Origin of the sequence: Campylobacter sp. CNRCH_2014_2849 (genome assembly GCF_025772845.1) — a bacterium.
In the GTDB taxonomy this organism is placed as follows: domain Bacteria; phylum Campylobacterota; class Campylobacteria; order Campylobacterales; family Campylobacteraceae; genus Campylobacter_D; species Campylobacter_D lari_D.
Genome location: NZ_JAKMSW010000001.1, coordinates 155,656 through 168,894 on the forward strand (window position 1 = coordinate 155,656; position 13,239 = coordinate 168,894).

Sequence of the window (13,239 nt, forward strand, 5' to 3'; positions counted from 1 at the left end):
GATTGCTAGAAATCAAAATCATTTAGATTTTCTAAATTTTGAAGCTTTTTGACTAATTCCTCAGCCTTTTCTAAAGAAAGTGCTATGCTAGCATTAGAAAGAAATTTATCTTTTAATTCATCAAAACTTAAAGGATTATCAAAATTTCCTTTATTTATAAACACATCTTTTTTAATTACTCTTCCATCATTTAAAACAGTTTCTAAATGTCCTGGAAAGTATTTAGGGAAACCGCTAGATTTTTTCTTCTCATAGCTAATTTTTTTAGCAAATTCTATTAGTTCAGCTCTATTTAAATTTTCATAAGATTTTAAAGTAATTTTGCCATCAAAAAATGCCAAGGCCATTAAAAAAGGCATGGAAAATTTGGCCGCATAAGCACTTTGTGGAGTGTATTTTGCTTCTATTGGATCACAAATAAATGAAATTGGCACCTCATCTACAAAGCAATGCAAACTTTTGATATCTTGCGCTTTTAAGCCATCATTTCTTAAACTCATAGCACAATCAATAAGCCCGTGTGCAAAATGACAACTTGGATAAGGTTTTAACGAAACTTGCATTACTTGCCAAATTTCATTCAACCCCTTACAAAGTTCATTTTTATCACATTCATCTTCTAAGCCAAAAGTTCTAAAGACATTATCCCTTCCTTCAAATATACTCAAAGGACCACTCATATTAGCTTTTGCGCAATTTGCTACTAAAATTCCATTTTTCAAAGCATTAGCTATGTGTAAAACTTTAGAATTAGACCCATTAGATAAAAATTCATTTACCCCGCTTGCAAAACTTCCTGCTAAACCTAGTGCATTGATGATTTGTTCTTTGTTTAAATCAAGCAAAACACAACTTGCAGCCACACTACCAAAAATTCCTGCTATAGCTGTAGTATGAAAGCCACATTTGTGGAAACTTCCTTTACTTGCTATACCCACTCTAGCAGCAATTTCCCAACCAATAATAAAGGCTTTTAAAACTTTCTTTCCATCTTTACTTACACTAAATCCATAAGTTAAACAAAGCGGGGTTAAAATAGCACTAGCGTGCAAAATAGCTTCAGTATGAGTATCATCAAAATCAAGGGCATGCGCTGCAATAGCATTTACCATCGCAGTATAAATCACATCAAGCTTTTTATCCCCACTCCAAATTTTTTCACTAGGATTTACGCTTAAAGCTTCAAAAGCCTTAGTTGCATTTAAAACACAAGCTTCATTTTTAGCAGCTAGGGCTGTTCCTAGTGCATCAAGCATAAGCTCTTTTGCTCTTTGTTTTACTTCACTAGGAATAGCTTCATAATCTAAATTTACGATAAATTCGGCTAGTTTTTCACTTAAATACATTTTTTCCTACTTTAGAATTGGTGCATTAGCGATTTTTTCTAAGAACTCATCAACTAATTTTGGCGCATAACCTACATAAGTTGTAGCATCCATTAAAACATCAATGTCTTTTTCACTTAAAACCTTACTTACACGCTCATCTTCAAGTAAAACAACTTTAAAAGTTTTATGATTTTCTATACCTCTCATAGCATTTTCATAAACAATTTCATGTGCATGTTGCTTACCATAATGATCACTTAAAGCAAACATCACGCGTTCTGCCAATACAAAGCCATTAAGCGTATCAAGATTTTTTAACATTTTGTCTTTTTTAATTTCTAAATCATCAAAGACAAATTTCATATTTGCTAATACTACTGAAAGCATTAAAAATGCTTCTGGTAAAAGCTTCCATTCCATTTTCCAAACTTGACCATCTCTTTCATGCTCATGTCTTTCTATATCACTTAAAATTGCAATATTAGCTCTTAGGGCATTACTTACAGTCACTGCGTTTTCACTTACTGCAGGATTTCTTTTATGAGGCATAGTAGAACTTCCTACTTGACCTTTTCCAAAAGGCTCAGCAATTTCATCGATTTCATTATGAGCTAAAATTAAAAGTTGATGTGCTATTTTGTTAAAGGTTGCGTTGATATTACCTAAAACATAACCAAGCTCAATAAAACGATCTCTTGCTGGTTGCCATGAGATGTCAGGAACCTCTAAACCTAAACTTTCTAAAGTAAGTTTTTCTACTTCATTAGCCTTGTCACTTAAGCTTGCTTTAGTTCCCACTGCACCTACGATTAATCCTACATATAATCTTTTTTCAAGTTCGATAATTCTTTCATAGTGACGATTAAGCTCACTTAGCCAAATTGCAACTTTGTGTCCAAAAGTTATAGGTAAAGCTTGTAAAGCTAAAGTTCTTCCCATCATTGCAGTGTTCTTATGCTCTTTTGCGATTTTTGCTAAATTTTTAGCTATATCTTTTAAATCTTGTTTGATTAAAGCCATAGCTTCTTTAAATTGTAAAACTATGCCTGTGTCAATGATATCTTGTGTTGTTACACCAAAATGCACATATTCGCCAAGACCATTTTCGCAAGCTTTTTCCAAACCTCTAACAGTAGGCACTAAAGGGTGTTTAGTCTTTTTAAATTCAGCAAAAATAAAATCCATATCCATAAATTTATAATGAGCTTTTTTAGCTATTTCTGTAGCTGCTTCATTAGGGATAATGCCAAGTTTTGCTTGAGCTTTTGCCAGGGCAGCTTCTACATCAAGCCATTTTTGAATCCTATTTTCCTCGCTAAAAATAGCTCTCATTGCAGGAGTGCTCCAAGAATCTTGAAGCAACCTCATATCAAATACACTCACACCCATGTTTTATCCTTTAAAATTTATTTTTTCAAATGATTGTTTTAAGTCAGCAATCAAATCCTTACTATCTTCAAGACCTATATGAAATCTCACAAAAGGCCCTCTAGCACTCCAATCTGTTGCTGTTCTTGGCGGAGTAGTAACAGTAGCTAAACTCTCATATCCACCCCAGCTTGCACCGATTGAAAAATACTCTAAATTATCTACAAATTTAACGGCTTGTTCTTTAGAAATGCCATCTGCAAATTCAATTGTTACCATACCATTAGCGCCTTTATGATCACGCATAAAAACTTCATGGTTTGGATGAGTTTTTAATTTTGGATAAAAAATTGTTTTAACTTCTTTTCTACTTTGTAAAAACTCTACTACCTCATCTGCACTTTTTTCATGAGCCCTCATTCTTACATCTAAAGTTCTCATACCACGAAGCACTAAATAAGCATCATCAGGACTTGTAGTAAATCCTAAAGCTTCTGGTAATTTGTCAAAATTTTTCCATTCTTTTTCATTAATCACTACTATACCCATAGTAACATCTGAATGCCCACTTAGATATTTAGTCGCTGCAATTACTGAAATATCTGCTCCAAGCTCAAGCGGATTTAAAAAATACCCACTTGAATAAGTATTATCAATCGCTACTGGTATGTTATGTTTGTGCGCAATTTCGCAAAGTTTTGGTAAGTCTATGATTTCATAAAGTATAGAACCTGGGCTTTCACAAAGGATTAATTTTGTATTTGGTTTGATTTTTTCCTCTACATCAGAAGCATCAGCTTTTAGAAAGTCAATTTCTACACCCATTTTAGTTAAAAATAAATCACAAATTGTTCTAACAGGTCCATAAATAGCATCAGTGATTAAAAAATGAGCATCTTTACTAGCATAATTTAAAAGCACCATAGCTAATGCTGCAAGCCCTGTTGGGAAAAGTTGTGCTCTATAACCACCCTCAAGCTCACAAATAAGTTTTTCAAGTTCAAAATTTGTAGCTGTTCCTCTAGCACCATAACTTAAAACACGCTCATTTTTTCTTAGCTCGCGGTATTTTTGCCAAGTAGCATGATCTTTAAAAAGTATGGTTGATGCACGCATTAAGGTTGGATTAACTGATCTTGCTTCAGCGTTTTGATCGCCTCTTCCTAGGTGGATTAATTTAGTTTTATTATTCATTTTAAGTCCTTTTTACAAATAAACATAAGTCATAATCACATTAACAATAGCAGCTATAAGCATAGGAATAGCTGTTCTTTTTACAACTTGTAATGGATTTACTTTAGTCATAGCTGAAATTGCCAAAATAGCTGGTGCAATAGGTGAAACACATCTACCAAAACCTGTCATGATTTGGATAGGTGCTATCATAGTTATAGTTTCAACGCCAAAAGATTTTGCTATATTTGGGATAAGTGGTGCAAAAGAAAAAAATGCTGCATTTCCTGAACCCATTAAAAATGCGCACACAGCAAGTAAAATAGAAACTGCTATGATGATAGCAAGCACTCCAAAACCTGCATCTTTTGCAAAGTCTATTAAAGTATCTACAAAACCAACTGATAAAAGGCCACTTGCAAAAACTTGGCCACAAACGATCAAAGAAACTGTGATTACAAACAAATGCCCCATACCTTTGAAAAATACCATGATAGAATTTAAAGTATCAATCAAACTTCTATAACGAATGATTTCAAAAATAATTGCTATAAAAGTTGAAATCATCATAGCAACTGGCACATTCATTCTAATTGCAGTAGATGAAGCTGCTTTAACTTCTTCCATGGTAGTAAATCCCATTAACACCATAATGCTATCTAAAACACTACTAAAGCCCAAAATTAACACTAAAGGTATAATAGGTAAAATCGCATAAATTCTAGGTGGCTTTTTAAGCTCTTCACTTTTGTCATCATGTTCTGCTAATTCTTTTTCAACATCATCACGGTTAAATGCGAAATTTTCTTTTTTATCAAAATATTTTGAGCAAAAATAAATCGCAATACCCACAGCAATAATAATAGGTACAGTTGTAGGGAGTTGGTAATGAACAAAATAAATTGCAGGGTCAATTTTGGCTTTTTCTGAGGCCATAATCACATTACCACTACCTGGGCCATGGTCAATGTATTGACAAATAGCGATAATTGAAAGTGCAGAAAGCTTAGAAACACCTGAACGCACTAAAATAGGGTACATTGTAACCATAAGCAAAAGTGCTAAACCTGCATGTGAAGGTATAAAGAGCACTAAAAACTGGATTACAAAATATGAAACTAGCAATAGAACATAAGGTGATTTTACTGCCTTTAAAGGTCTTTCAAACACTTTAAATAAAGCATAACTTGCGCCCACATGATCCATATAAGCAGAAAATCCCGCTATACACATTAAAGTAAGTCCAAGACCTGCTAGAGTACTTGACATTTTAGTATTTACTACTTGGAAAATATCAAAAAGACCTAAATGTAAAGATTGTTTTTCACTAATGATAGGAGAAAGTCCAAAAATTCCTGCTAAAGCTAACAAGAATAAACCACTTAAAAGCAACGCCATGTGGGCGTTGATTTTTTTATAGAGCATAAAAACAAGTAAAAATACAGAACATCCTGCAAAAAATAAACCCAACATGCTCTATCCTTTATGAGCAATAACCTCTATCTCCACTTTTGCTCCTTTAGGAAGATCTTTTACCGCAAAAGCACTTCTTGCAGGATATGGAGCTGCGAAAAATTCAGAATAAACCTCATTGAAAGCCAAAAAATCATCAATATTTGCTAAAAAGCAAGTCGTTTTAACTACATTATTAAAATAAAGATTATTTTCTTCTAATATAGCCTTGATATTTAACAATGATTGTCTTGTTTGTTCTTTTACATCTTCACTTTCTATGTTTCCACTTTGTGGATTAATAGGAAGTTGTCCTGAAATAAATAACAAACCATTAGCTTCTCTATAAGCTGAATATGGTCCTATAGCCTTTGGATAATTTGCCATGTATACTCCTTGTGTTTAAATGAAATCATAATATAATATTATCATCATAATAATAAATTGTCAATATTTTTTTATCATAATAATAATTTTTTTTATTGTTGTAAATATTAACAACTTTGATGAAAATATTTTGTAAAATAACAAAAAACAACAAAAAGGTCTAGATCATGGATGAACAACAAAAAGAATTATTTATCAAACTCACTCAATTTTTAGGGCAAGTTCTTGGAGATCAGTATGAAATAGTTTTTCATGTGATTTCACCTGAGGGTTCATATATAGCAGCCATTGCAAATAATCATATTAGCGGAAGGACAATCAATTCTCCATTAACCTCTTTTGCGAGTGAGCTTGTACAAGAAAAAGAGTATTTAAACAAAGATTTTTTATGTGATTACAAAGCAAAGGTTGGAAAGTCTAAGATCGTTACTGGATCAACCTTTTTTATAAAAAACCAAAATAAAATTGTAGGAATTTTATGTATAAATCACGACACCACAGAACTTAGAAATGCTATTAGTAAAATCATAGAACTAGAAAAAATTAATGATTTTAGTGATTTATTAGATATTCACAATCAAAACAATGTAAATTTACACAATGTGAGTAATATAGAAACACTTAGTCATTCTATAGAAGATATTCTAGCTGAAAACATAGACTTAAAATATTTAAATTCAGGATATAGCTTAAGCACTGAACAAAAAGATGAGATTATTAAAAAGCTTCATTCAAAGGGAATTTTTAATATAAAAGGAAGTATACCTATAGTTGCTAAGTCACTTAATATATCAGAACCTAGCGTCTATAGATATTTGCAAAAATTTAAAAATAGCCTTTAATAGCTAAAAAACTATTTGCGATATAAAATAAGCACTCACAACAGCACCAATGATTAAAGAAAAACCCGGTCTTAAATAAGAGTGATTGATCACAAATTTTCCTATTTTTGTTGTGCCTGTTCTATCAAAAGCCACACAAGCTATTTGATTAGCTCCTGGAACTATAAAATCTCCACTCACACAAGGATAAAGCACGATAAGAATTTGAGGAGGAATTCCCAAACTCACACCCAAGGGCATCAAAGCAGCTACTGTTGCAGCTGGAGAAAAAATCACCATAGAAAAGGCAAATAAAGCCACGCCAAATAAATATGGATAATCTTCTACAATATGTGATAAAGAATTACTAAATAAAGGCTTGTAAGCTTCAAAAAATGTCCCTGTCATCCAAGCTATACCAAAAACCCCTACAACGCCTATAAGTCCTGATTTAAATACAGAAGCTTCACCAAGTTTATTAGCAGGAACTTTAGCAAAAAGCATAATTAAACAAGCTGTTGCAAGCATGATCATTTGAATTAAATTTGGGGTAGAAAGTCTTTCTATTTTACCATTTGCAAGCTCATAGTGAGGTAACAAATTTGTAAAAGTCCCAAAGAAAATAATGGTTAAAATCCCCAAAGCAAATATTAATAAAGCTCTTTTTACTTTAGGATCTGTTTCTTGTTTATCTTCTTGTTTATCTTGGGTTAAAAACTGATATTCCCCTGCTCTTACTCTTCTTTGAAATTCCTCATCTTGCTCAAGCTCTTTTCCTCTTTTAAAAACGCTCAAACAAGCACATATAACACCAATTAAAAATGCTGGCATTACCACAGCTAATATTTGAACAAGTCCTACACCACTAATGGCTAAAATGGCTACCATACCTGCAGTGGCTGCACTCATAGGAGAAGCTACCACTGCAATACCTGCTGCTATAACTGAAACTGAAAGTGGTCTTTCAGGACGAATTTTAGCTTGAGCAGCTACTTCAGCAATCACTGGATAAATAGAAAAAGCTACATAAGTAGTACCACAAAATATTGTAAATGTGGATGTGATTAATGGGCCCATAAAAACAATAGCTTGAGGTTTTTTCTTTAATGCTTTTTCAGCTATTTTTACTAGCAAATCAAGCCCGCCTGCGCTTTGCAAAACACTCACGCAAGTAATCACAGCAAGTATAATAAACACAACACTCACAGGAAGTGAAGCTGGTTGCATACCAAAAACTAACACCAAAATACACATACCAAGCCCACCTGCAACCCCAAGTCCTATACCACCATATCTACCACCTATGGCTATCATAGAAAAAATAATAAAAAGTTGAAGTATAAAAATAATATCCATCTAATCTTCGCCCTTATTGTTTATTTTTTACATTTATCCAACAATTCTTTTGCATATTCAATTTGCTCTAATACAACTTTAGTTCCTGTACCACCATAAGAAAGTCTTGCGTCTATACAAGTTTCTAAAGCAATTGCTTCATAAATATCTTCTTGGATATTTTCATTAAATTGATGGAATTCTTCCATGCTAAGCTCTTCAAGCATTTTTCCGTGTTTAATACAATAATTCACAGCTGAACCTACTATACTATGAGCTTCTCTAAATGGTATATTTTTTCTTACTAAATAATCAGCCATATCTGTGGCATTTGAAAATCCTTTTGCAGCTGCTGCTCTTGTATTATTAGTATTTACTTGCATTTTTTCTATCATAGGAGTTATAATTTTTAAACTTGCCATTAAAGTATCCATAGAATCATAAACTTGAGCCTTATCTTCACTCATATCAGTATTATAAGCTAATGGAATACCTTTCATAATAGTTAGCATTGCCATAACATTACCATACATTCTACCTGTCTTACCACGCATTTTTTCAGCTACATCAGGATTTTTCTTTTGAGGCATTATGCTTGAACCGGTACAAAAATCATCACTTAATTCTATAAATTTAAAATCTTGACTTGAAAAAAGTATAAGCTCTTCACAAAAACGACTAAGGTGCATGAAACACATTGCAGCAATAGCAGTAAATTCAACCATGTGGTCTCTATCACTTACACTATCAATGCTATTTTCTGTTGGTTTAGTAAAGCCTAGTTCTTTGGCACAAAAATGTCTGTCTATATTAAATGTAGTTCCACCAAGTGCAGCTGCTCCTAAAGGACACTCATTCATTCTTTTATATAAATCCTCAAAACGAGAATAATCCCTACTTAACATCCAAAAATACGCCATAATCCAATGTGAAAAAAGCACTGGCTGGCCCGTTTGCAAATGCGTATAACCTGGCATAATAGCTTTGATATTTTTTTGAGCTTGATGGACGATTTCTTCTTGCAAAGTAGTAATTTGAGTTAATACTTCTTTAATAACTGCTCTCATATGAATTTTTGAATCAAGAGTAGTTTGGTCATTTCTACTTCTTGCGGTGTGAAGTTTTCCACCTACTGGACCTACGATTTGTGTCATTCTTTTTTCTACAGCCATATGAATATCCTCATCAGCTATATCAAACACAAAAGTACCATTTTGAATTTCTTCTCTAACTTGTTCTAAGCCCTTAATGATAGTCTTTGCTTCATCGTCTTTTATAATACCTTGTTTTGCAAGCATGGTGCAGTGAATTATACTACCTTGTATATCAAAAGGAGCAAGTCTTGGCTCAACTGGTAGTGAAGCAGTATATTCTTCAACTAATTTATTTGTAGGTAAATCAAAACGCCCACCCCATAATTTTTCTGTTTTGTTAGACATTTGTTATCCTTTCATTAAAAAATTAGGGGTAATTTTATTTGAATTTATTTTAATTTAGCTTAAATTTTTTATTTCTATAATAAAAAATTTTAAAAATTTATAATTTAATAATAGAATTTTTTGATAATTTTAAATAAATAAAATATATTTTTAATATATTATAAATTATTAACTATTTTTTGAAAATTTTTAATACACTAAAAGCTATTTTTTTAAGAAAACTTTTTTTAGAATTCTTTGTTAAAAACTCTACTATATCTCTATGCCCAAACATCAACGCAAAAGTAAAAGGTGTCATACCAAGACCATTGTTTTCATCAATATTTGCTCCATGTTCTACCAAAAGCTTACACATAGGTAAATATCCTTTAAAACACACCCCTGCTAATGGAGTTTGCCCTCTATCATTTTTCTCATCTACCCTAGCATTATTTTCTAGTAAAAACTTAGCACATTCATAAGCATTATGATAACTTGCAAGCATTAAAAGACTATCGCCTTTATGATTTTTTAAATTCACACTCAAACCTGCTTCTATCATAATCTTTAAATTTTGTAAATCATTTTGTCTTGCGTAATCAAAAGCCATAGTGCAAAGCTCTTGAATTCTTTTTTCTTCTTCATTACTAAACATATTTTTCCTTTATAATCTTTAGTTTGCCACTTTTAAAGTGGCAAGTAAAAATTACATTTTCAAAGCTTTTTTAACGCCATTTGCATATTCACTTGAAATTTTTTCAAAATGACTTAATGCTCTAGCAATAATTTTTTCATCAACCCCACTCATAGAAGCAGCGATATTTTTAAATAATTGCTCTTTTTGATCTTGATTCATTATATCAAATAAGGCTCTTGGTTGGGTATAAAAATCATTATCAAGTGGAGCATATCTTTGCGCATTACCTTCAAGTGCTAAGTCAGGCTCTAGGTAATTTTTATCTTCTTTTGGACTATCATCATAACTATTTGGTTCATAATAAGCAAGGCCATTTTTGTAAGTGTCAAAATTCATAGCACCTGCTACATTATAAGTATTTACTTCACTTTTTGCACGATTAACTGGTAATAAATGATAATTTGTCCCTATGCGATATCTGTGTGCGTCAGGATAAGAAAAAATTCTAGCTTGCAACATTTTATCAGGACTAAAACTAATACCAGGAACAATATTGCTTGGACTAAATGCAGCTTGTTCTACTTCATTAAAGTAATTTTGTACATTTTTATTAAGTACTAATTCGCCTACTTCAATTAAAGGCACAATACTATGTGGCCAAACTTTAGTTAAATCAAAAGGATTAAAACCTAATTTTTCTGCTTCATCTTCTTTTAAAACTTGAATTTGGAAAGTCCATTTTGGAAAATCTCCTTTTTCAATAGCTTCATATAAATCTCTTTGATGACTTTCTCTATCATTTGCTATTAAATTTGCCGCTTCTTCATTGGTTAAATTTTTAATACCTTGCTTGGTTTTAAAATGAAATTTCACCCAAAATCTTTCGTTTTTATCATTAATCAAACTATAAGTGTGACTTCCAAAACCATGCATATGACGATAGCTTGCAGGAATACCTCTATCACTCATTAAAATAGTAACTTGATGTAAGCTTTCAGGACAAAGGCTCCAAAAATCCCATGCAGCATTATTGCTTCTTAAATGAGTTCTTGGATCTCTTTTTTGAGTGTGGATAAAATCAGGAAATTTATATGCATCTCTTATAAAAAATGTCGGAGTATTATTACCTACTAAATCCCAATTTCCTTCTTTAGTATAAAATTTAATAGCAAAACCTCTTACATCTCTTTCTGCATCAGCTGCACCTGCTTCGCCTGCAACGGTTGAAAATCTTATAAATAAAGGTGTATTTTCTCCAAGCTGTAAAACTTTTGCCTTGGTGTATTGAGAAATATCTTTAGTGATTTTAAGCTCCCCATAAGCACCGCTCCCTTTTGCATGAACAGTTCTTTCTGGAATTCTTTCTCTATTTTGATGGGCAAGTTTTTCTAACAAAATATAATCTTGCATTAAAAGTGGACCCTTAGCACCTGCGCTTAATGAATTTTGATTATCGGCTATGATATTTCCGAAATCATTGGTTAGTTTTTTCATCTTTTCTCCTTTTTATAAATAATAATTTTTATTATTTGATAAATTATATCCCTATATTATTAAAATAAAATTAAACAATAAAAATTATTATTTTTGAAAAAATAATCTTTTTTTAAGCATAATTATTTTTATTTTGTATTAAAATTGTTGAAAAATAAGAATAAGTACTCTTATTTTAAATATTTTTACTACAAAATTAATAAAACAAGGAGAGTTTAATGGATAAAGAAACAAGAACTTACTATATTAAATTAGTGAAATTTCTTGCTGATGCTTTGGGAAGAAATTATGAAATAGTTTTGCATGATGTAAGTGAAGATGGTACTAATATAGCAGAAATAGCTAATAATCATATTAGCAAAAGAACTATAAATTCACCTCTAACAGGCTTTGCTATTGAAATGATTAAAAACAAAATCTATTTAGAGCGTGATTATATAACACATTATAAAACTTCAGCTAAAAGCTCACAAGTAATGTCAGGCTCTACTTTTTTTATTAAAAAAGATGAAAAACTTGAAGGTTTGCTTTGTATTAATCATGATACTTCAGCATTTAAAAAAATCTCTGATGAAATTTTAAATCTTGGAAATATTTATGATAATTCTTATGAAAGTCCTGAACAAGAAAATAAAGAATACATAAAACTTGATTTAGAAGAAATCGTTGAAGATATTACGGGGATAGATATTGAAAGTTTTAAAAATAAAAGTTTAAAACCGAAGGAAAAACAAAAAATGATAGCTAGTTTATATGAAAAAGGCGTATTTAATGTAAAAGGTGTTATTCCTAAAGTTGCGGAGCTTTTAAATATTTCAGAACCTAGTGTTTATAGACATTTACAAAAGATTAAATAATCATAATTTAAAAAAAATATAATTTTTGATACAATAACATTTTAAAATTTTATAAAAGGAAAAATATGGCTGATGATATGATGGATGAACAAGGTGAATCAAAGAAAAAAGGCGGGAATACTTTAGTAATCATTATCGTTGTATTTTTATTTGTATTTTTACTTGTTATTGTAGGAGCAATTGCTTATCTAATGTTTAGTGGCGGCTCTGAAGAAAATCCTACCCCGCAAACCGAAGAAAGCGCACAAGTTGCACAAGCTCCTAAAAAAACAAATGCAGTAGCAGCTAGAGGGAGTGATTATGCAAATATTGGCGTGATGTATCCTTTAGCACCTTTTACGCTAAATTTATTAAGTGATGGTGGATCAAGATATGTAAAATGCACCATTCAACTTGAACAAAATGTTGAAACATTAACTCCTGAACTTGATAAAAAAGTTGCTATTATTAGAGATATTATCATTAGAACTTTAACATCAAAAACCTTTGAAGAAGTAAGCACTACAAAGGGTAAAGAAAGATTAAAAGATGAATTAACCGGCAAGATCAATGAAGTTTTAACTGATGGTTTTATCAAAAATATTTATTTTACCGACTTTGTAGTATCTTAATGATAGGCTGTGACATAGTCGTATGCTCTCGCATAGAAAAAATTTATGAAAGACATAAAATGCTTTTCTTAGATAAATTTTTGTCCAAGAAAGAGCAAAGTTATATAAAAAATACCAACACTCTAGCCGGATTTTGGGCTATTAAAGAAGCTGCCTCTAAGGCTTTGGGGGTTGGAATTTCTAAAGAATGTTCTTTTTTTGACATCATCATCTCTAAGGATGATAAAAATGCTCCACACATTAGTTTTTCTCAAAAAGTCATGCAAGAATTCAAAATTAAATCAGCAAGTGTAAGCGTAGCACATGATGGGGGTTTTGCTATAGCAGTAGTAGCTATAGAAACTAAGCAAGGTTAAAA

The 13,239-nt window shown here is 31.5% G+C and carries 13 protein-coding genes; 4 read left to right on the forward strand and 9 right to left on the reverse strand.

The window, feature by feature from the left end:
• Nucleotides 1-5: 5 nt before the first annotated feature.
• Genes L8X33_RS00760 through L8X33_RS00780 form a run of 5 tightly spaced genes read right to left on the reverse strand, consistent with a single transcriptional unit; the run spans nucleotide 6 to nucleotide 5,708 of the window.
• On the reverse strand, nucleotides 6-1,346 hold the full coding sequence (locus L8X33_RS00760; RefSeq protein WP_263669727.1) for an MmgE/PrpD family protein: 1,341 nt from the start codon (nucleotides 1,344-1,346) through the stop codon (nucleotides 6-8).
• A gap of 6 nt (nucleotides 1,347-1,352) precedes the next feature.
• The gene (gene purB, locus L8X33_RS00765; RefSeq protein WP_133319585.1) at nucleotides 1,353-2,717 is read right to left on the reverse strand and encodes an adenylosuccinate lyase; all 1,365 of its coding nucleotides are present in this window, start codon (nucleotides 2,715-2,717) and stop codon (nucleotides 1,353-1,355) included.
• Nucleotides 2,718-2,720: 3 nt separating this feature from the next.
• Nucleotides 2,721-3,890 (reverse strand): trans-sulfuration enzyme family protein, encoded by a 1,170-nt coding sequence (locus L8X33_RS00770; RefSeq protein ID WP_133319586.1) that lies wholly within the window; start codon nucleotides 3,888-3,890, stop codon nucleotides 2,721-2,723.
• A 12-nt stretch (nucleotides 3,891-3,902) separates the two neighbouring features.
• Nucleotides 3,903-5,342: a C4-dicarboxylate transporter DcuC gene (gene dcuC / locus L8X33_RS00775; protein WP_263669728.1), complete on the reverse strand. Its 1,440-nt coding sequence runs from the start codon at nucleotides 5,340-5,342 to the stop codon at nucleotides 3,903-3,905.
• Between the two features lie 3 nt (nucleotides 5,343-5,345).
• Complete coding sequence (locus L8X33_RS00780; protein WP_044598311.1) at nucleotides 5,346-5,708, reverse strand: Rid family detoxifying hydrolase; 363 nt, start codon at nucleotides 5,706-5,708, stop codon at nucleotides 5,346-5,348.
• A 167-nt stretch (nucleotides 5,709-5,875) separates the two neighbouring features.
• On the opposite strand from L8X33_RS00780, the gene L8X33_RS00785 reads away from it, so the two are divergent.
• Nucleotides 5,876-6,550 (forward strand): transcriptional regulator, encoded by a 675-nt coding sequence (locus tag L8X33_RS00785; protein WP_133319588.1) that lies wholly within the window; start codon nucleotides 5,876-5,878, stop codon nucleotides 6,548-6,550.
• Nucleotides 6,551-6,553: 3 nt separating this feature from the next.
• Here L8X33_RS00785 and L8X33_RS00790 read toward each other — a convergent pair whose 3' ends face one another.
• The 4 genes from L8X33_RS00790 to L8X33_RS00805 form a co-directional block, all read right to left on the reverse strand.
• Nucleotides 6,554-7,885, reverse strand: coding sequence for an anaerobic C4-dicarboxylate transporter family protein (locus tag L8X33_RS00790; protein WP_263666318.1), 1,332 nt, complete (start codon nucleotides 7,883-7,885; stop codon nucleotides 6,554-6,556).
• Nucleotides 7,886-7,905: 20 nt separating this feature from the next.
• Nucleotides 7,906-9,303, reverse strand: coding sequence for an argininosuccinate lyase (gene argH / locus L8X33_RS00795; protein WP_263669729.1), 1,398 nt, complete (start codon nucleotides 9,301-9,303; stop codon nucleotides 7,906-7,908).
• A gap of 172 nt (nucleotides 9,304-9,475) precedes the next feature.
• Nucleotides 9,476-9,937, reverse strand: a complete 462-nt coding sequence (locus L8X33_RS00800) for an ankyrin repeat domain-containing protein (protein ID WP_220566807.1) — start codon at nucleotides 9,935-9,937, stop codon at nucleotides 9,476-9,478.
• A gap of 51 nt (nucleotides 9,938-9,988) precedes the next feature.
• Nucleotides 9,989-11,413, reverse strand: coding sequence for a catalase (locus L8X33_RS00805; RefSeq protein ID WP_263659425.1), 1,425 nt, complete (start codon nucleotides 11,411-11,413; stop codon nucleotides 9,989-9,991).
• 218 nt (nucleotides 11,414-11,631) lie between these two features.
• On the opposite strand from L8X33_RS00805, the gene L8X33_RS00810 reads away from it, so the two are divergent.
• The 3 genes from L8X33_RS00810 to acpS all read left to right on the forward strand — a co-directional run bounded on the left by L8X33_RS00810 (nucleotide 11,632) and on the right by acpS (nucleotide 13,237).
• Nucleotides 11,632-12,270 carry a transcriptional regulator gene (locus tag L8X33_RS00810; protein WP_220566805.1) on the forward strand — a complete coding sequence of 213 codons (639 nt, stop codon included), beginning with the start codon at nucleotides 11,632-11,634 and terminating at the stop codon, nucleotides 12,268-12,270.
• A 65-nt stretch (nucleotides 12,271-12,335) separates the two neighbouring features.
• Entirely contained in the window at nucleotides 12,336-12,881 is a 546-nt protein-coding gene (gene fliL, locus L8X33_RS00815; protein ID WP_133319594.1) for a flagellar basal body-associated protein FliL, read from the forward strand.
• On the forward strand, nucleotides 12,881-13,237 hold the full coding sequence (gene acpS, locus L8X33_RS00820) for a holo-ACP synthase (RefSeq protein WP_133319595.1): 357 nt from the start codon (nucleotides 12,881-12,883) through the stop codon (nucleotides 13,235-13,237). Before fliL ends, acpS begins: the two co-directional genes overlap by 1 nt.
• Nucleotides 13,238-13,239 lie beyond the last annotated feature (2 nt).

What these genes read in the sequence shown, in the direction of transcription:
- L8X33_RS00790 (WP_263666318.1), bottom strand. Translation starts at nt 7,885, where the DNA reads ATGGATATTATTTTTATACTTCAACTTTTTATTATTTTTTCTATGATA.
- fliL (WP_133319594.1), top strand. Translation starts at nt 12,336, where the DNA reads ATGGCTGATGATATGATGGATGAACAAGGTGAATCAAAGAAAAAAGGC.
- L8X33_RS00780 (WP_044598311.1), bottom strand. Translation starts at nt 5,708, where the DNA reads ATGGCAAATTATCCAAAGGCTATAGGACCATATTCAGCTTATAGAGAA.
- L8X33_RS00800 (WP_220566807.1), bottom strand. Translation starts at nt 9,937, where the DNA reads ATGTTTAGTAATGAAGAAGAAAAAAGAATTCAAGAGCTTTGCACTATG.
- acpS (WP_133319595.1), top strand. Translation starts at nt 12,881, where the DNA reads ATGATAGGCTGTGACATAGTCGTATGCTCTCGCATAGAAAAAATTTAT.
- L8X33_RS00805 (WP_263659425.1), bottom strand. Translation starts at nt 11,413, where the DNA reads ATGAAAAAACTAACCAATGATTTCGGAAATATCATAGCCGATAATCAA.
- argH (WP_263669729.1), bottom strand. Translation starts at nt 9,303, where the DNA reads ATGTCTAACAAAACAGAAAAATTATGGGGTGGGCGTTTTGATTTACCT.
- L8X33_RS00785 (WP_133319588.1), top strand. Translation starts at nt 5,876, where the DNA reads ATGGATGAACAACAAAAAGAATTATTTATCAAACTCACTCAATTTTTA.
- purB (WP_133319585.1), bottom strand. Translation starts at nt 2,717, where the DNA reads ATGGGTGTGAGTGTATTTGATATGAGGTTGCTTCAAGATTCTTGGAGC.
- L8X33_RS00770 (WP_133319586.1), bottom strand. Translation starts at nt 3,890, where the DNA reads ATGAATAATAAAACTAAATTAATCCACCTAGGAAGAGGCGATCAAAAC.
- L8X33_RS00760 (WP_263669727.1), bottom strand. Translation starts at nt 1,346, where the DNA reads ATGTATTTAAGTGAAAAACTAGCCGAATTTATCGTAAATTTAGATTAT.
- dcuC (WP_263669728.1), bottom strand. Translation starts at nt 5,342, where the DNA reads ATGTTGGGTTTATTTTTTGCAGGATGTTCTGTATTTTTACTTGTTTTT.
- L8X33_RS00810 (WP_220566805.1), top strand. Translation starts at nt 11,632, where the DNA reads ATGGATAAAGAAACAAGAACTTACTATATTAAATTAGTGAAATTTCTT.